Raw genomic sequence first — 19,561 nt, 5'->3', positions numbered from 1 at the left:
AGAGTTTTGCCATATTGAAAAACACTCTTTTGGGGGAAATTGGTAAGTATTGAGGTGAAGACATGAATGTACTGAGAAAAATTGAACAGCATCTAGAAGAATGGCTTTTAATTATATTCGGTAGTGTAATGACTGCTGTGATCTTTCTACAAGTTGTGATGAGAGAATTTGGGAACTCTTTATCTTGGTCAGAAGAGTTGGGGCGTTATTGTTTTATCTGGCTTGTGTATATTGGGATTAGTTATGGTGTGAAAAAGCAACGTCATATAAAAGTTGACGTGTTACTTATTTTATTAAAAGGTAAATGGAAAATAGTTCTGTCATTATTGGCAAATATTTTATTCTTAGTGTTTGCAGCTTTAGTTGTTTATTATGGTACAGAAATATCTTCAAATCTATTAAGGTTAGGGCAGCAATCCCCTGCTCTGCACATAGAGATGGGACTTGTCTACCTAGCTGCACCAATTGGCATGGGGCTGACGGTGCTGAGGTTATTACAAAATATGTATCATCAAATTATGATGTTGATAGGTAAAGAAAAGATAGATGTGGCAGATGAACGTGAACGTATTATAGAAGAAGAGGAGGAGATGACAGATGACAGTAGCGGTCCTGTTCGGTAGTTTTGCGCTGTTTTTATTACTAAGTGTGCCGATCGGTATAGCGTTAGGTTTATCCACGCTGGTCACAATTGTATATTCTGAATCTGTTCCCATCCTCTTCTTGATGAAAGAATTAATTACATCTCTTGATTCTTTTCCGATCATGGCGGTACCATTTTTCATCCTTGCAGGTGAAATTATGGGTAAAGGTGGTATTTCAGAACGTCTATTTAATTTTGCTAATGCGTTAGTTGGTAGTAAAACGGGTGGTTTTGCTATCGCAACGATAATAACGTGTATGTTTTTCGCTGCAATTTCAGGTTCTGGACCTGCAACTGTTGCGGCAATTGGGTCGATCATGATTCCAGCCATGGTACGTAAAGGATACGATAAGCCTTTTGCAACTGCTACAGTTGCGGCAGCAGGTTCTATTGGGGTTATTATTCCTCCTAGTATACCAATGGTTATTTATGGTGTTACTGGAGGCGCATCAGTAGGTGACATGTTCATCGCCGGGATCTTACCGGGTATTTTAGTAGGTGTAGGTCTAATGACTTGGGCTTATATTTATTCTAAGAAAAAAGGTTATAAAGGAACGATTGAAAGTACAAGCCTAAGCTATGTTCTCAGTACTTTTTGGGAAGCAAAATGGGCTATGGTTATTCCAATTATTATATTAGGTGGTATTTATGGTGGTTACTTCACACCGACAGAAGCAGCTGTTGTCGCAGTTGTTTATGGATTAATTTCAGGCTTTTTCTTATATCGAGAATTGAAATTGAAAGACCTGCCTAAGTTAATTGCTGATTCTTCATTAACTACAGCTACTGTGCTAATTATTGTAGGAACAGCAACTGCATTTGGTAAATTATTAACGATTGAACAGATTCCAAATCAAATAGCTGAATGGATGTTATCACTGACGGAAAATAAAATCGTTTTAATTTTATTAATTACCGCGTTGTTATTATTGGTTGGTTGTTTCATGGATACGTTAGCAGCCATCATTATCTTGACACCCATTCTGTTACCGATTGCAATGAATATTGGTTATGACCCAATTCATTTCGGTATTATTATGGTTGTTAGCTTGGCTATTGGGTTTATTACGCCACCTCTGGGAGTTAATTTGTTTGTTGGCTCAGGAATATCAGGATTATCGATTGAACGGATCTCTAAAGCGGTTTTTCCGTTTTTCGTGGCGATGGTGTTTTCGGTGCTAATGATTATTTTCATACCTGAGATTTCATTATGGTTAATTTCGTTTGGGGATTAAAAATGTTGACTGACAGAGTGGATAACCGTTCTGTCAGTTATCTTTTTATTTTATAGGTTTGTTGTTGTTATGGTGAATCGCTTTCAGTGGACGCTTTCCGAAGAACAGGACGTTCAAGTGTCGACGTTGGCCACAAATGCTACTTGCATTACTTCTTTGCTTTTATTTGCGCCGAGTAATCGCAGGCGCAGGACGTGGCCGATTCTAGTCGACCAGGAGTCGCCACCTTCGCTCATCACCATACAACAACTCATTATTATTTCTTAATAAATCAAAACTAATCTTTCCTTTAAGAGGAGGTTCAGCATGAGTAAGTTGAATAACTTAGAAAAGTTAAAGCAATCGGGAGTGGTTGCGGTTTTAAGGAGAGTACCTAAGAAGCAATTATTTCCGCTAGTTGAAACACTAATTAATTCAGGTGTAAATGTTCTTGAACTAACGGTTGATAGTGAAGATGCTTATGGTTCTATTCGTGAGCTAAATGACCGTTTCGGTGATCAGGCACTGGTCGGAGCAGGTACGGTATTAACAACAGAAGAAGCAACTCAAGCTTTAGATGTCGGTGCAAAGTTTATTTTTTCACCATCATTTGATAAAGAGGTTGTGAAGTTGACGAATGACCGTGATGCGATTTCAATTCCTGGCGTTATGACACCAACAGAGATTGTTGAAGCGCATCAGGCTGGTGCTGATGTAGTGAAAATATTCCCTGCCTCAGCAGTGGGACCAGGTTACTTAAAAGATTTACAAGGACCCTTAGGGCATATTCCAATGATTCCTACTGGTGGAGTCGATGTGAAAAATGTTGGCGAATTTATACAGAATGGTGCTGTAGCCGTAGGAGTAGGTGGTTCACTAATTAATAAAAAAGCAATTGAAAACAATGATATTCAATCCATTGGAGAGGTTGCTGAAGCTTTCCAGGCAGAAATACGCAAGGCAAGAGGTGAGTAACTTGAAAATCACTAAACTAACAACATACGTCGTACCACCAAGATGGTTGTTTTTAAAAGTAGAAACGGATGAAGGTATTGTCGGGTGGGGAGAACCTGTCATTGAAGGGCGTGCGGAAACCGTTAAATCAGCTGTCCATGAATTAGAGGATTATTTAATTGGTAAAAATCCGCTTCACATTGAAGACCATTGGAATGTGATGTATCGCTCTGGTTTTTATCGTGGTGGACCGATTCATATGAGTGCAGTTGCTGGTATTGACCAGGCTTTATGGGATATTAAAGGTAAATATTATAATGCACCAATCTATGAATTAATGGGAGGCGCCTGCCGTGAATCAATTAAAGTATATTCATGGATTGGCGGTGACCGCCCATCTGATGTCGGACAGGCTGCGAAAGAGGTCGTCGATAAAGGTTTCCATGCTGTGAAGATGAATGGAACTGAAGAATTACAGTACATCGATACGTATGAAAAAATTGATCAAGTGGTTGCGCGTGTTGCTGCTGTGCGAGAAGCAGTAGGACCAAACATTGGTATAGGTATTGATTTTCATGGGCGTGTTCATAAACCTATGGCAAAAATCCTGGCTAAGGAATTGGAACCTTATCGTTTGATGTTTATTGAAGAGCCTGTTTTACCAGAAAATAATGAAGCATTAAGAGAGATTGCCAATCATACGGCAACCCCGATCGCAACAGGTGAAAGAATGTATTCAAGGTGGGATTTTAAACCGCTGTTTGAAGATGGTTATGTCGATATCATTCAACCAGACCTTTCTCATGCAGGTGGAATTACTGAAGTGAAAAAGATTGCTAGTATGGCTGAAGCATATGATGTCGGAATGGCTCCTCACTGCCCACTTGGTCCAATTGCTTTAGCGGCCTGTTTACAAGTGGATGCAACGAGTCACAATGCGTTTATTCAGGAACAGAGTTTAGGTATTCATTATAATAAAGGAAATGATTTATTAGATTACATCGAGGACCGCTCGGTATTTGATTATGAGAACGGGCATGTTCGACTGCCGAAAAATCCTGGATTAGGAATATCAATTAACGAAGATTATGTCAAAGAAGTGGCTGAAAAAGGGCATCGCTGGCGTAATCCGGTTTGGCGACATCAAGACGGAACAGTAGCGGAGTGGTAATTTCTTATGGCAGTATTTATTCAAGTCGTTCTACCAGTTATCTCAATATTTTTTATAGGTTTTATGCTGCAAAAATGGTTAAGACTAGATGTGAAATCAGTTTCAGCTGTCGCTTTATATGTTATGCTGCCATGTTTAGTTTTTCAGACTTTTTATGATGCAGAATTGGATGCACAATATGTTAATATGGTTGTTTTTTCTGCCATATTATTAGTTGCTATTTTATTGATCAATAAGATTATTAAATGGATTATGAAATTGGATGAGACGGAAGAGAGTTCTTTAGTGCTCGGGACAGCTTTCATGAATGCAGGTAACTATGGTGCACCGATTATTCTGTTTGCATTCGGTGAAGAAGGCTTCATTTATTCAGTTTCATTCCTAGTTTTACAAGCAATGATTATGAACTTCTTTGGCGTTTATTATGCGGCTCGAGGTAAAAGTGGCGGAATGACACGAGCGATTCAGTCTGTTTTAAAAATGCCGCCGACTTATGCGTTAATCGTCGTGATGTTTGTGAAATTTTTAGGAATAGAGATGCCTGAAGAGGTCATGTCATCAGTAGATTTATTAGCCGCAGCTCTCGTACCGATGGTTATGGTTGTGTTAGGTATGCAACTCGCTAATATTAAATTCGAAAAGCTGGAGTGGTGGAAAGTATCATATGCGACAGTAGTGCGCTTATTCCTTTCACCTTTAATTGCATTTATTATTGTGTCGTTTATGGAGATTGATCCGTTATTAGCCAAAGTTCTAATCGTATCATCAGCTATGCCGTCAGCAGCGACAACCACGATGTATGCGGTTGAATTTAATTCGAAACCAGATTTAGTTTCAAGTATCACGTTAGTCACAACATTGATGAGTATTTTCACCATATCTGCATTGTTAATGATTGTATAAAGATGGAGGTGGCCAACTATGGCTGAAAAAATTAGTAAGACAATTGAAATTCATCTAAGTGATGCACAAACGATTATGGAACTTAGTCAGCTCATTCAAAAATATGATGCTGAAATATTCCTGAAGAAAAATGTGAATGGCAGCATAATGGAAGCTAATTTAAAGAGTATTTTAGGGTTAATTAACTTGCAGCTTCAAGGTAGTGACCAAGTGACAGTTGTTTGTGAGGGACCTGATGCGAAGGAAGCTTTGGAAGCAGTAGAAAACTTCCTAAAGCAATAGTAAGTGAAAAAGCGATTCCCGGTGGTGGGGATCGCTTTTTACATGTACAAGTCAGGTACACGGCTGGAAAATACAGGGACGTTTTGTCTCATGTTCTTTACTTCATTAAAATCAAGTGTTGTGGTGAGAATTTCTTCTTCATTATTACTTCCTTCTTTGATAATATCTCCAGAAGGGTTAATGAACATGGAATTTCCACTAAAATTGACGTTGTCGTAAGTACCAATTCGGTTACTTGAAATCACAAACATCTGATTTTCAATTGCTCTGGCCAATTGTAAAGTTCGCCAATGGTGGCGCCTTGCAGAAGGCCACTCGGCAACTATAAATAATATTTCTGCCTCTTCCAGTGCCAGAGGGCGAATCAGTTCCGGGAATCTTAAATCATAACAAATGATTAGCCCCATTTTAATTCCTTCAAGTTCAAAAACTTTGGCTGCTGATTCACCACCACATAGGTAGTGATGTTCATTAAGCATAGGAACTAAATGGATTTTATCATATTCATAGACTAATTCCCCTTTTCGATTGATGACAATGGAAGTATTATAGATTTGGCCGTTCTTTTTATTAGCGAATGAACCACCTATAATATTAATATTATTTTTAATGGCCAGTTCTTTTAAAAAAGAAGTGGTAGGTTGATTATCAAGGTCGGCTAAATCGTCTAATTGTGAGAGTGTATAGGCCGTGGTCCACATTTCTGGTAGAACAATCGTGTCAGGTTGATTTTTTTTGCAATCTTTAGCGATCCAGTCGGCAACTTTATTCCGATTTTGTTCAGGCTGCCCTGGAATAATATTCATTTGATAGGTAGAAATTTTCATAGAGTTGAACACACCCTTAAGTCGTTTTCGTTATTATTCAACATAAGATGTATTAGTTTTATAGTCAAGAAAGAGCCATCATGAAGATTTACAGAATATAAGAATATGATTTAGTATGAAGAGGTCGCTTAAGGAGATATATGCGCGTTTAGATTAAATAGAAAGATGGTGTAAGTATGGGGGTATTCTTTGAGGTAGTTTTACCGATCATCAGTATATTTGTTATTGGATTTGTCGTTCAGAAGTGGCGAAAATTAGATGTGAAAACTGCTTCGACTCTAACGATATATGTTTTTATTCCTTTTTTAGTATTTCAGGCTTTTTATGATAAAGAGTTCAGTGGCGATTTTTCAATGATCGTCATGTTCTGCTTTATTTTGTTGTTTTCTATTATTCTTTTAGATAAGATTTTGGCTAAAATTCTAAAGTGGGACCGAGGGGAAGAAAGCGGAATTATCCTCTCGACAGCTTTTATGAATGCGGGTAATTATGGTGCTCCGGTTGTCTTGTTTGCGCTGGGGCAAGAGGCCTTTACATATGCGGTAATTTTCTTTTCTATCCAGGCAATCATCATGAATATATTCGGAGTTTATTATGCTTCGAGGGGTGGATATGAAATTCGCTACGCCTTTTATTCTGTTCTAAAGATGCCTGCGACTTACGCCATTATACTGGCGTTCTCCTTAAATGGTTTGAACGTTCAATTAGGTGGACCGGTTATAGAAATGATCGATTTCATGGCTGCAGTAGGTTTGCCGTTGATGATGGTGGTGCTTGGTATGCAGCTGGCTAATATTGAATTTAAAGAGTTCGAGATTAGTAAGGTGGCGATAGGTTCAGCTATCAAACTCCTGGCTATGCCATTAGTTGCATGGTTATTCGTTTGGTTACTTCCGGTTTCGCCACTCATAGGTAAGGTAATCATTATTTTATCTGCGATGCCAACCGCAGCAACCACCACCATGTTTGCTCTAGAGTTTAAGGCGCGTCCTGACTTAGTTTCGAGTGTCACCATGGTGACTACGTTATTGAGTGTCGTGACGAATTCAGTCTTATTGGCTATTTTAGTATAATTTGTCAACTCCTTTCATAAAGTTAAGTAGTTAATGACTCTATGAAAGGAGTTTTTATTTATGGTTGTTTGGATGTTTCGGTTAGCCGTTTTGTATTTCCTAGTCGGAGTATGTATGGGACAATATATGTCTCAGGCGCACGATTATACATTAACTGGTGTGCATGTTCACATTAATTTAATTGGTTGGGTATCATTTGCACTAGCAGCCGTCATTTATAAATTGTATCCGAACGCTGCAAAAAGTTGGATGGCAAAAGCACATTTCTGGCTACATACAATTGGGTTACCTCTGTTCATGTATGCTTTAGCACAATATATTCTAGGTGCTGAGTTTGACGGGGTTGTTGCAATTGGTATGATGATGTCTTATGCAATCATTTTAGGTGTGATCTTGTTTGTGTTAAATGTGTTTATAAATGTTAAAGATAAATAAGTTATCACTGTTAAAAACATATTTTAGATTAGATCTAAAGGCTTAGTAGCTTTTTTAAGTTGCTAGGTCTTTATTGTTATGTGAAAAAGTATATATTGCATAAGTGCTACGTTTGGACTTTAATAATGAATTATTACTAAGACTTTAGCTGCGTCTTGTTTTGTCGAAAAATGTAAAATATCCTCGAAACCCTTTTAATTAACTTGACATACAAGTGTATTTTATATAATATTTATTATCAATCATAAGAATTTTCTTTAAATTTAGTAAAATTAAATAATTACATATTTATGCATTTTGTACAGAGAGAAAGGCGGTAAAATATGTTGAAAGAATATGAGCTACAGGTTAAAGGCCTTAGAACATCTTTTTTTACCGATGATGGGGAAGTGCCAGCAGTCGATGATGTAGATTTTTATGTAAGAGAAGGGGAGATCCTTGGCATTGTGGGGGAATCAGGATGTGGAAAAAGTGTAACGTCCCTCTCAGTGATGGGCTTAATTCCTAAGCCGCCTGGTAAGATTGTTGGTGGTGAAATTTTATTCAAGGGTGAAGACTTAGTTCATGCATCTGAAAAGAGAATGCGTAAGTTAAGAGGTAACGATATTGCGATGATTTTCCAAGAACCAATGACCTCATTAAACCCTTTGTTTACGATTGGAGATCAATTAGTTGAAGCGTTGTTAACACATAAAAAAGTAAATAAAAAACAGGCCCGGCAAAAAGCGGTTGAAAAAATGAAGTTAGTTGGCTTGCCTCGAGCTGAGGAACTATTAGATGATTATCCGCACCAGTTATCTGGTGGGATGAGGCAACGTGTCATGATTGCAATGGCGTTAATGTGTGACCCAAAGGTTTTAATTGCGGATGAACCGACGACAGCTTTGGATGTGACCATTCAAAAGCAAATCTTAAAGCTAATGAGAGAATTAAATAAAAAATTAAATATGGCAATCATAATGATCACCCATGATTTAGGGGTCGTAGCAGAAGTGTGTGATCGTGTGACGGTGATGTACTCAGGTAAAGTCGTTGAGGAATCAGATGTTAAAACGATTTTTAAAAATCCTCAACATCCATATACCAAAGGTTTATTAGCCTCTATCCCTGATATAAGGGACAAAGTAGATACATTATATTCAATTCCGGGTAACGTTCCAAAACCTGGTTCGATCAAAAGAGGGTGTCGATTTGCACCTAGGTGTCAATTTGCTTTCGATCGATGCTTTGAAGAAGATCCTGAATTATATGAAGTTAGTGAACCAAATCATTTGGCGCGATGCTTTTTGCTTGATGAAGAGGGGGAACAACAATGACTCAAACATTAATGGAAGTAGAAGGCCTTAAAAAGTATTTTCCAATCACCGGAGGCGTTTTTGGTAGAAAAGTAGGCGAGGTCAAGGCCGTAGACGATGTTTCTTTTATGGTTAGGAAAGGGGAAACATTAGGTCTTGTGGGTGAATCGGGTTGTGGTAAATCTACAACAGGAAGATTACTCCTTCGTTTAATAGAAGCGACTGAAGGAACGGTGAAGTTTGAGGATAAAGAAGTTAACACTCTATCAACTACTGAGATGAAAAAGATTCGTCGAGAGATGCAACTAATCTTCCAAGATCCATTAGCTTCCTTAAATCCTAGACAAACCGTGGAAAAGATTTTAATGGAGCCATTGGTTGTACATAAAATAGGCGAGAAAAATGAACGAAAGCAAATGGTTAAAGAGATACTCGAAGTGGTCGGTCTGGACGAATACCACGCGAAACGTTACCCGCACCAATTTAGTGGAGGGCAACGACAACGAATCGGTATTGCTCGTGCTTTAATGACGCGGCCAAAATTAATCATTGCCGATGAACCTGTGTCAGCCTTGGATGTGTCCATTCAATCTCAAGTATTAAATCTATTGAAAGATTTACAGAAGAAATTTTCTTTAACTTATATTTTTATCGCACACGACTTAGGCGTTGTACGTCACATTAGTGATCGCGTTGGTGTGATGTATTTAGGTAGATTGGTAGAGTTAGCAGATGTCGATCAGATTTTTGCTAATACGCTTCACCCATATACTGAAGCACTTTTATCATCGGTACCGATTCCAGATCCGGAATTGGACCAAGACCAGGAAGATGTGTTAGGTGGAGAAATTCCAAGTCCAGCTAATCCGCCAAGAGGTTGTGCGTTTCATACAAGGTGTCCATTAGCAATGGATGTATGTAAAGAAGTAAGACCTGTTTTTAAGGAAAAAGAACCAGGTCATTACGTTGCTTGTCATTTACATGAATGATGAGCACTTAATGAAAATAAATTTTTTAAAATTTTAAGGGGGTATTGATCCATGACAAAACGTTCATGGCTACTAATGTTATTAATGCTTGTCTTCCTATCTGCAGCTGTCGTAGGTTGTAGTGGTGGCGAAGATGATGAGCCGAACAACTCAGAAGATAGTGGCGAAACTGATGACAGTGGAGATACTACAGATGACTCGGATTCTGGAGATGATGAATCTGATAGTAGTTCTGATGATGGAAACAGTGATGAAGCGGCAGCAGGTGGTAATACACTTGTTTATGCCCGTGGTGGGGATTCGACTTCACTTGATCCAATTACGACTACTGAAGGTGAAGCGTTCCGTGTAACGGAAAATATCTTTGAAGGATTAGTTACTTATGCGGTTGATAGTACTGAAGTTGTGCCTTCACTAGCAAAAGATTGGAAAGTTAGTGATGATGGTTTAACTTATACATTCGAACTAGAAGAGGGTGTAACGTTCCACGATGGAACTGATTTCACAGCGGATGATGTTGTTTACAACTTCGAACGTTGGATGAATGGTGATGCTGAGAAGTATCCTTACTACACAATGTTTGGTGGTTTCAAAGGTGATGAGAACCACGTCATTAAAGAAGTAACAGCTGAAGATGATTATACAGTGAAATTTACGCTTAACCATCCTCAAGCGACATTCATAAAGAACTTAGCGATGAGCCCATTCGGAATGGCAAGTCCTGAAGCACTTGAAGAAAAAGGTGAAGACTTCATGTCTAGCCCAGTTGGTACTGGTCCATTCAAGTTCGAAGAGTGGAAGCGTGAAGAACAAATCGTATTAGTGAAAAACGAAAACTATTGGCAAGACGGTTTACCAAAATTAGATAAAGTTATTTATACAGTAATTCCAGATAACTCAGCTCGTTTGAATGCACTTAAAACAGGTGATGTTCACGTCGTTGATGGTGTAAACCCATCAGAGGTTTCAAGTATTGAAGAAGATCCTAACTTAAAAGTGTTAGAGCGACCTTCAATGAACGTTGGGTACATGGGCTTCACGTTTGGTCGTGACAACCCGTTACAGGATGTAAAAGTTCGCCGTGCGTTAAGCCATGCGGTTCCTAAAGAACAATTGATTGATGCGTTCTACTATGGTCAGGCTCAGCCGGCTAAAACGTATATGCCACCAAGTGTAGCTGGTTATAATGATGAAATTGAAGACTATGAGTATGATCCAGAAAAAGCTAAGCAATTATTAGCTGAAGCTGGTTATGAAAATGGTTTTGAATTCGACTTAATGTATATGCCAGTTGCTCGTCCTTACATTCCAGAAGGACAGAAGATTGCTGAGGTACTTCAATCAAGTTTTGCAGAGATTGGCGTAACTGCTAATATCGATACGATTGACTGGGGTACTTATTTAGAAGAAGCTTCTTCTGGTCAATATGATGCATTCTTACTAGGTTGGACTGGTGATAACGGGGATGCAGATAACTTCCTACACACATTATTAGGTATTGGAAGTGGAAGTAACTATACAGGTTATGAAAACGAAGAAATGAACGACCTTCTATTAGAAGCTCAAAGAATTACGGATGAAGAACAACGTATTGAGCTTTATAAACAAGCACAAGAAATCTTACATGAAGAAGCACCGTGGATTCCATTAGTACACTCAACTCCAGTTGTAGCTGTTTCAGCTAATGTGTCTGGCTACACGCCGCACCCAACTGGTTCTGAAGCTGTAACTCATGTTGAATTAAGTAAGTAATGTTATGGAATAGGGGGTGTTTCGGCACTCCCTTTTCTTTACATTAATAAACCTTATTATTTACATAACATACCCATCGAGCAGCATAGGAGGTGCTACCATTATGACAGCTTATATTATACGAAGAATTCTTATGCTTTTTCCGGTGTTGTTTGGAATGAGCGTTCTAGTATTTTCAATTATTTATTTGATTCCAGGTAATCCAGCACAAATCATGTTAGGCCAACGTGCGACTCCTGAAGCTATTGCTGAGGTTGAGAAACAATTAGGTTTAGACCAACCGTTTTACATTCAATATTTTGATTATGTAGGTAATCTATTAACAGGTGATCTTGGGACCTCAATCAAAACAAAAGGTGCCGTGGCAGCAGAGTTGTTTCCTCATTTATTAGCAACTGTTGAATTGACTATTGTTGCTATGACGATTGCCATCTTTATCGGTGTTAATGCTGGTATTATCAGTGCTTGGCTACATAATACAATTGCAGATTATGCCGTGATGGTTTTTGCATTAGTTGGGGTATCTATGCCGGTATTCTGGTTAGGTCTAATGGAGCAATACATTTTTGCGGTTGAATTATCCTGGTTACCTTCAACGAGTCGAACCAATGCGCTGACGGATGTTAATCCAATTACGCATTTATACCTCATTGATACGTTAATCCAGGGTGAATACGCTCAGTTTAAAGATGTTTTAAGACATATCATTTTACCGAGTGTGGCGCTTGCTACTATTCCAATGGCGATCATTGCGCGTATTACACGTTCAAGCATGTTAGATGTGATGAAATCTGATTATATTCGTACAGCACGAGCAAAAGGTGTTAAAGGCTTTATTGTTGTATACAAGCACTCATTAAGAAACGCTGTTATTCCAGTCATGACAGTTATTGGTCTTCAGGCAGGTTTATTACTTGGTGGAGCGATTTTAACCGAAACCATTTTCGGTTGGCCAGGACTAGGACGTTACATTTATGATGCTATACAAGCAAGGGACTATCCTGTTATTCAATCTGGAATTTTAGTCGTTGCAACAATTTTCGTATTCATCAATCTAATTGTCGACTTATTATACGCTGTTGTTGATCCGCGTATTAAATACAACTAGGAAGGGGGATGTATTCGTGGCAACATTAGAAAAAGAAAAAAGACAAGAGAAAATTAAAATACAAGAACAAGTTGAAAAACCAGTCTCGCCATGGAAAGACGCTTGGCGAAGTTTTAAGAAAAATAAAATAGCTTTGATTGGTGCGATAATTGTATTGCTATTCGTAGTCGTCGCGATTTTAGCACCATGGATTATGCCGTATGATTATAATAAAAATGATTTAGTTAATCGATTACAACCTCCAACTGGTGACCATTGGTTAGGAACGGATGACTTTGGTCGGGACATATTATCGCGGAGTATGTATGGAGCTAGAATTTCACTTACGGTAGGTTTCTCAGCCGTTTTAGGCTCAATTATTATTGGGAGCTTCCTGGGTGTGGTTGCTGCTTATTATGGTAGATGGGTAGATACATTAATTTCAAGAATTTTTGACATATTATTAGCTTTTCCTAGTATTCTATTAGCAATCGCGATTGTGGCGATACTAGGTCCGAGCTTAAGAAACGCTTTAATTGCGATAGCGATTATTAATATACCGAACTTTGGACGCTTAATCCGTTCGCGTGTATTAAGTGTTAAAGAAGAGGAGTACATTGTCGCTGCGCGGGCAGTGGGGATGAATGATAGTCGGATATTAATTAGACATATAATTCCAAATAGTATCACCCCTGTTATTGTACAAGGAACATTAGCGATCGCTACTGCAATTATTGAGATTGCTGCTTTGAGTTTCCTAGGTTTAGGTGCCCAGTCACCTAAAGTTGACTGGGGTAAGATGCTTGCTGACTCACAACAATATCTCGTTAATGCGCCGTGGACAATGATTTTCCCTGGGGTTGCGATTATGTTAACAGTATTAGGGTTCAACCTCATGGGTGATGGTTTACGAGATGCCCTTGATCCGAAAATGAAAAGTTAATAAATGTAGAGTATTAAGAGAACCAGTCGTGAATATCATGACTGGTTTTTTGTGTTTATTGAAAAGTTTGATGAAGATTAATAGGGCTATGAACTAAATCATTGAAATATACTTTTATGATGAGATTGGTCGTGTGAATTAGAAATAAACGGGATAATGTTTGATTAACTTTAGTAAAAATTCGAATAATAATGGGAAATTTTCGCTTAATCAAATAAAAAGTCGCTTAAAACGAAATAAAGTTAGAAATAAAAATGTACCTCATGATATGGAAGTTCTAATATCGTCACAAAAAAAGGTGTGTACTTCATAAAACAGTACACACCTTTAATACCCAAATTGATTTAATTTTTCATAGTAGCTTTGTAGAAATTCAAAGAAGACTTTTTCTGAAGGGGCGAGTTCCCGGTTCGTCGGAAGGATAATTCCCACTGTTCTCGTCACATCAGGTTCAATGATTTCTATGGCTTTTGTGTTACGCATCGGCATATCGTTTAATGTGATCTCGGGAAGGAGACTCACGCCTAACCCTGCAGATACGAGACCTTTGAGAGTATCGACATCTTCACCTTCAAACGCAATTCTCGGTTGGAATCCAACTTGAGAACATGCTTTCATCACAATATCTCGAATGATATAGCCTTGTCGGAACAGGACAAAGGGTTCGTAGCGTAACTGTATTAGTCTCAAGTAGGGTTCATGGACGAGTTCGTGTTGTTTTGGTAGAAGGGCCATCATTTTTTCAGTAAAAAAGATGTGACCTTCTACTTCGTCTTCACCTGATGGAACAGGGGAAACGAATGCGATATCGATATGCCCCTGGATAACTGCTTCCGTTAGTTCTTTTACGGTTCCTTGTTCAAGTTGAAACCCAATTTGCGGGTGTTCTTTTCTGAAAGCTGAGATAACATTCGGTAAGGTTTTCGCGGCTAAACTTGTAGGGAAACCGAGACGAATGGTACCAGTCTCAGGGTTTAAGTATTCGTAGATTTCTCGTTCAGCTTTATCAAGTTCGAACATAGCGCTTTTTACGCGTTCCAAAAAAATTCTTCCTACCGGTGTAAGACGAATACGTCGTCCTCCGCGTAAAAACAATTTAACTCCTAGCTCGTCTTCCAAATTTGCGATTTGTCTGCTGACTGCAGATTGAGCAACGTGTAATTCAGCGGCTGCTTCACTTACGTGTTCCAATTCGGCTACTTTTATAAAGTATTTAATTTGTCTGAGCTCCATTATATCAACCCTCACAAGCGATCTATCTCAAATTGCGATTAATTCTATCGAATATATATATTGATAGCATAACAGAAAAATCATACTATTAGAATAGATACTTGTCGCATTTTTACCAGTTTTTTAAATTGTTCATAAAATTAATCTAATAGTAATTCGGAACAACAATTTATGGGTACTTATTAAATAAAGATTTAACTGAGATGAACGAGAAAGGGTGGATTTATAGATGATACGAACAGGGCTTCCGTCAAAACAAGGGTTATATGACCCGGCTTTGGAAAGTGATGCTTGTGGTATTGGTTTTATCGCAAGTATAGATCATAAAAAAACTCATCAAATGATCCAAGATGCGATTACGATTCTCTGCCGTTTAGAGCATCGTGGTGGTCGAGGATCAGATCCGAGTACAGGTGACGGTGCAGGAATTATGATGCAAGTACCAGATGAGTTATTCAGAAAACAGTGGAATCAGATGCTGCCACAACAAGGTGATTACGCTGTCGGGATGGTATTTTTACCACAAGATGAACGTTTAAGACTAACAGCTGAGTCGATTATAGAAGATGTTATGGAATCTGAGGGTCATGACTTAATCGGCTGGCGTACTGTGCCCGTTGATGAATCGATGCTTTCTGATACAGCTAAATCGACGATGCCGTTCATTAAGCAGGTTTTTATTAAAAAGCCTGAAGATACTTTTTCAACTGAGCGTTTTAATCAATCATTATATTTGATTCGTCGCCTAATCGAGCGTCGAGTGAATGAAACGTCTGAACTTCAAGAAGGGCCATTTTATTTTGCGAGCCTTTCTTCTGAAACGATTGTTTATAAAGGGATGTTAGCGCCAGAACAAATGGATGAATTTTATTTAGATTTAAAAGATCCAATGGCGAAAACCGCTTTCGGTATGGTGCACTCCCGTTATAGTACGAATACGTTCCCGTCATGGGAGCGAGCTCACCCGAACCGCATGATTATGCATAACGGTGAGATCAACACAATTACGGGTAATGTGAACTGGATGAAGGCTCGTGAAACGGCTGCGATTTCGCATGTTTACGGAGATCGTCATAAAGAACTTCTACCAGTTATAGATGAAACGTCGAGTGATTCAGGTATGCTTGATCAGGCGTTTGAATATTTAGTGATGAATGGGCGTACTATGTCGCAAACAGCCATGATGATGGTACCTGAGGCATGGGACTTAAACGAACAAATGAAAGATCCTGAGCGTGCGTGCTTTGAGTACTTAAGTACGATTATGGAGCCGTGGGACGGTCCAAGTGCAATTGCTTACACAAATGGTAAGCAGATTGGAGCTTCATTAGACCGTAATGGATTACGTCCAGCGCGTTTTTACATTACTGAGGATAACCGAATTGTTTTGTCATCTGAAGTAGGTGTGGTTGATATTGAACCGGAAAAAATCGTTCAAAAAGGGCGTCTAGCACCAGGTGAGATGATTTTTGTTGATTTAGAAAAACATGAAGTTAAATTTAATGATGATATAAAGAACGATATTGCGATGAGATTCCCTTATCGTGACTGGTTAAATAATTCACTTGTTCAATTAAAAGGATCCTTAGATATCAGTGCGAACGAAGAAGTAACAGAAGAAGAGCTGTTGAAGTTCCAGCTGGCTAATGGTTATACAAAAGAAGAGATGATGAAAAACATCCTGCCAATGGTCACAGAACAAAAGGATCCAATCGGTTCGATGGGTAATGACACGCCACTTGCGGTGTTATCGGAACAGCCGCAGCTTATGTTTAATTACTTTAAGCAGTTGTTTGCGCAAGTAACGAACCCGCCGATTGATGCGATTCGTGAGAAAGGCGTTACATCAACAACTTCTTACCTTGGACCACGTCACAATTTCTTAGACGATGGCCCTGAGCACTGTAAGCGCATTCGTTTATACACGCCAATTTTGAAAAAACAAGAGTTTGATGCAGTGGTTCATAATAGTCGAAGTGATTTTCGTTTTGAACGTGTGCCGATTACGTATCCTGTTTCACAAGGGGCACATGGTATAGAAGCGGCTCTTGAATCATTATTCAAACGTGTTGAAACAGCGATAAATCAGGGTGTCTCAATGATTGTTTTAACAGACCGTGATACATCTAGTGAACGTGTGGCTATGCCATCATTATTAGTTACAAGTGGATTGCACCACTATCTAGTGCGTAAAGGTATGCGTACAAAGGCGAGCATACTATTAGAAACGGCTGAAGCACGCGATGTCCATCAATTCTCTGTGTTAATCGGTTTTGGTGTTGATATGATTTATCCGTATTTAGCTTACCGTGCGATTGAAAAATTAGTCAACGATGAGTTTGTAGAAGAATTTTCTTATGAAAAATCCATCGAGCGTTATCGTGAGGCGGCAACGGCAGGAATCGTTAAAGTCATGTCTAAAATGGGTATTTCGACGATTCAGAGTTACCGTGGCGCGCAAACATTTGAAGCAATTGGTATTGCCAGCGATGTGATTGAGAAATATTTCTATGGAACTCAATCGAAAATCGGTGGTGTTGATCTAGAGACAATCGCGGAAGAGTCTTTAGTGCGTCATGAGATGGCCTATAAACAGGAGCGAAAAACGTTGCCTTCTGGTGGTGACATGCAGTGGCGTAGTGATGGGGAGTACCACTCGTTTAACCCGCGTACGATCCACACGTTACAGCATGCGGCTCGAATGAATAGTAAAACGATGTACGAGAAATTTTCGGACCTCGTTGAAAGTGAAAAAGTAACGTATTTACGTGATTTATTAGATTTTAATTTTGATGATTCGAAATCAATCCCGGTTGAAGAAGTTGAACCGGCTGAAAATATTTTTAAACGATTTAAAACAGGTGCCATGTCTTATGGTGCCTTGAGTCAAGAAGCGCACGAGACGCTAGCGATTGCGATGAACCGTATTGGTGGTAAGAGTAATAGCGGTGAAGGTGGGGAAGACCCGGACCGCTTTACGCCTGATGAAAATGGTGACTTCAGACGAAGTGCGATTAAACAGGTTGCATCAGGTCGTTTCGGTGTCACAAGTTTTTATTTAACAAATGCGGATGAAGTTCAAATTAAAATGGCGCAGGGTGCTAAGCCGGGTGAAGGTGGCCACTTGCCAGGTAAAAAGGTTCACCCTTGGATTGCTGAAGTTCGTAAATCAACGCCTGGTGTTGGTTTAATTTCACCACCACCACACCATGATATTTATTCGATTGAGGATTTAGCTCAGCTCATTTATGACTTAAAGCATGCGAACCCTGAAGCGCGGCTAAATGTGAAGCTGGTTGCGAAATCGGGTGTTGGTACGATTGCAGCTGGTGTGGCTAAAGGTAAGGCTGACGTCATTCTCATTAGTGGTTACGAAGGTGGTACGGGTGCATCGGCCAAAACAAGTATCCGTCATGCTGGTTTACCATGGGAATTAGGTTTAGCTGAAGCACATCAGACGTTAGTTTTAAACGGATTGCGTGAGCGTGTTCGTTTAGAAACAGACGGTAAATTGATGACCGGTCGAGATGTCATTAAAGCAGCATTGCTCGGTGCTGAAGAGTATGGTTTCTCTACTGCACCAATGGTTATTTTAGGTTGTATTTTAATGCGTGCATGTCACTTAGATACATGCCCCGTTGGTATTGCGACTCAGAATCCAGAGCTTCGTAAAAAATTCGAAGGTAGTGCTGATCATGTCGTGAACTACATGCGTTTTGTTGCAGAAGAAATGCGAGAAATTATGGCGCAACTTGGCGTTCGTACATTAGATGAGTTAATCGGTCGTACTGATAAGCTTAAAGTTAGTGACAAAAAGGATACTCATAAAAAAGCGAAGCAATTAGATTTAAAACCTTTATTATATACAGTTGATTCAAGTTGGGTTCAAAACGAGCGACCGTCGATTAATGTGTACGATGAACATTATATGGATACGGAAGACATCATCCCGCAAGTGGATGCGGCTTTAACCCAAGGTAAAAAGGTCCAGTTAGATTTACCGATTGAAAACTTGAACCGAACAGTTGGTACGACATTAGGCTTTGAAGTATCAAAACGATATGGTGAAGCAGGGCTTCCAGAAGATACAATTGATCTTCGTTTTACAGGCTCAGCTGGTCAAAGTTTCGGCGCATTTGTACCAAGAGGTGTAACGATGCGTGTAATGGGTGATGGAAACGACTATGTTGGTAAAGGTTTGTCAGGAGGAAAACTCATTTTCCAACCTAACTTACCATCCGCTTTACATCGAATCGAAGAAGTCATCATTGGTAATGTAGCACTATTCGGTGCAACGAGTGGAGAAGCTTACATTAACGGAGGAGCAGGTGAACGTTTTGCTGTCCGTAATAGTGGGGCGCATGCTGTTGTTGAAGGTGTAGGCGATAACGGTTGTGAATATATGACTGGTGGTCGTGTCGCTGTACTTGGTAGTATTGGTAAAAACTTTGCTGCAGGTATGTCAGGCGGAATCGCTTATGTATGGGCAACTGAAGCTAAAGACGTTAAAAAGAAGTGTAATAAAGAACTTGTTTTATTTGAAAAACTAGAAGACTCAGATGAAATTAATGAATTAAAAGATATGTTAATGAAACATGTAGAGTACACGGGCAGTAAGCGAGCGAAATTTATTTTGAATCATTGGGAAGAACAGGTTCGTCATTTCGTTAAAATTATTCCTGAAGAGTATAAAACGATGCTTTCTATAGAAGACAACGAGAAGCATGATAAAGTCGTTCAATAAACTGTAAAGGAGGGAG

The 19,561-nt window shown here is 39.2% G+C and carries 16 protein-coding genes; 14 read left to right on the top strand and 2 right to left on the bottom strand.

The window, feature by feature from the left end; genetic code table 11:
• Positions 1-62: 62 nt before the first annotated feature.
• The 6 genes from E3U55_RS02780 (at position 63) to E3U55_RS02755 (ending at position 5,167) form a co-directional block, all read left to right on the top strand.
• Positions 63-623, top strand: a complete 561-nt coding sequence (locus E3U55_RS02780; protein WP_134338796.1) for a TRAP transporter small permease — start codon at positions 63-65, stop codon at positions 621-623.
• Positions 598-1,878 (top strand): TRAP transporter large permease, encoded by a 1,281-nt coding sequence (locus E3U55_RS02775; RefSeq protein WP_134338795.1) that lies wholly within the window; start codon positions 598-600, stop codon positions 1,876-1,878. The genes E3U55_RS02780 and E3U55_RS02775 overlap by 26 nt, the downstream gene beginning before the upstream one ends.
• Positions 1,879-2,184: 306 nt before the next feature.
• Positions 2,185-2,832, top strand: a complete 648-nt coding sequence (locus tag E3U55_RS02770; RefSeq protein ID WP_134338794.1) for a bifunctional 4-hydroxy-2-oxoglutarate aldolase/2-dehydro-3-deoxy-phosphogluconate aldolase — start codon at positions 2,185-2,187, stop codon at positions 2,830-2,832.
• A 1-nt stretch (position 2,833) separates the two neighbouring features.
• Positions 2,834-3,982 (top strand): galactonate dehydratase, encoded by a 1,149-nt coding sequence (gene dgoD / locus E3U55_RS02765; protein ID WP_134338793.1) that lies wholly within the window; start codon positions 2,834-2,836, stop codon positions 3,980-3,982.
• 6 nt (positions 3,983-3,988) lie between these two features.
• Positions 3,989-4,885 (top strand): AEC family transporter, encoded by an 897-nt coding sequence (locus E3U55_RS02760; protein WP_134338792.1) that lies wholly within the window; start codon positions 3,989-3,991, stop codon positions 4,883-4,885.
• Positions 4,886-4,903: 18 nt separating this feature from the next.
• Positions 4,904-5,167 carry an HPr family phosphocarrier protein gene (locus tag E3U55_RS02755; protein WP_228547453.1) on the top strand — a complete coding sequence of 88 codons (264 nt, stop codon included), beginning with the start codon at positions 4,904-4,906 and terminating at the stop codon, positions 5,165-5,167.
• Between the two features lie 38 nt (positions 5,168-5,205).
• Here the strand turns inward: E3U55_RS02755 and E3U55_RS02750 are convergent, their stop codons facing one another.
• Positions 5,206-5,994, bottom strand: coding sequence for a carbon-nitrogen family hydrolase (locus E3U55_RS02750; RefSeq protein ID WP_134338791.1), 789 nt, complete (start codon positions 5,992-5,994; stop codon positions 5,206-5,208).
• 176 nt (positions 5,995-6,170) lie between these two features.
• On the opposite strand from E3U55_RS02750, the gene E3U55_RS02745 reads away from it, so the two are divergent.
• The 7 genes from E3U55_RS02745 to E3U55_RS02715 all read left to right on the top strand — a co-directional run bounded on the left by E3U55_RS02745 (position 6,171) and on the right by E3U55_RS02715 (position 13,568).
• Positions 6,171-7,067, top strand: a complete 897-nt coding sequence (locus tag E3U55_RS02745) for an AEC family transporter (protein WP_134338790.1) — start codon at positions 6,171-6,173, stop codon at positions 7,065-7,067.
• Between the two features lie 60 nt (positions 7,068-7,127).
• A complete protein-coding gene (locus tag E3U55_RS02740) occupies positions 7,128-7,502 on the top strand; it encodes a cytochrome-c oxidase (RefSeq protein ID WP_134338789.1) in 375 nt (124 codons plus the stop codon).
• Positions 7,503-7,825: 323 nt separating this feature from the next.
• Positions 7,826-8,818: an ABC transporter ATP-binding protein gene (locus E3U55_RS02735; protein ID WP_194840800.1), complete on the top strand. Its 993-nt coding sequence runs from the start codon at positions 7,826-7,828 to the stop codon at positions 8,816-8,818.
• A complete protein-coding gene (locus E3U55_RS02730) occupies positions 8,815-9,786 on the top strand; it encodes an ABC transporter ATP-binding protein (protein WP_134338788.1) in 972 nt (323 codons plus the stop codon). The genes E3U55_RS02735 and E3U55_RS02730 overlap by 4 nt, the downstream gene beginning before the upstream one ends.
• Positions 9,787-9,837: 51 nt before the next feature.
• A complete protein-coding gene (locus E3U55_RS02725; RefSeq protein ID WP_134338787.1) occupies positions 9,838-11,538 on the top strand; it encodes an ABC transporter substrate-binding protein in 1,701 nt (566 codons plus the stop codon).
• 103 nt (positions 11,539-11,641) lie between these two features.
• On the top strand, positions 11,642-12,646 hold the full coding sequence (locus E3U55_RS02720; RefSeq protein ID WP_134338786.1) for an ABC transporter permease: 1,005 nt from the start codon (positions 11,642-11,644) through the stop codon (positions 12,644-12,646).
• A 52-nt stretch (positions 12,647-12,698) separates the two neighbouring features.
• Positions 12,699-13,568 carry an ABC transporter permease gene (locus tag E3U55_RS02715; protein ID WP_407644092.1) on the top strand — a complete coding sequence of 290 codons (870 nt, stop codon included), beginning with the start codon at positions 12,699-12,701 and terminating at the stop codon, positions 13,566-13,568.
• A 327-nt stretch (positions 13,569-13,895) separates the two neighbouring features.
• On the opposite strand, the gene E3U55_RS02710 is transcribed toward E3U55_RS02715, so the two are convergent.
• Positions 13,896-14,801, bottom strand: coding sequence for a LysR family transcriptional regulator (locus E3U55_RS02710; protein ID WP_134338784.1), 906 nt, complete (start codon positions 14,799-14,801; stop codon positions 13,896-13,898).
• Between the two features lie 229 nt (positions 14,802-15,030).
• On the opposite strand from E3U55_RS02710, the gene gltB reads away from it, so the two are divergent.
• Positions 15,031-19,545 (top strand): glutamate synthase large subunit, encoded by a 4,515-nt coding sequence (gene gltB / locus E3U55_RS02705; protein WP_134338783.1) that lies wholly within the window; start codon positions 15,031-15,033, stop codon positions 19,543-19,545.
• Positions 19,546-19,561: the final 16 nt, after the last annotated feature.

Source organism: Filobacillus milosensis, assembly GCF_004402015.1.
Taxonomy (GTDB): Bacteria; Bacillota; Bacilli; order Bacillales; family Alkalibacillaceae; genus Filobacillus; species Filobacillus milosensis.
This window is presented reverse-complemented; position numbering and strand designations above follow the sequence as displayed.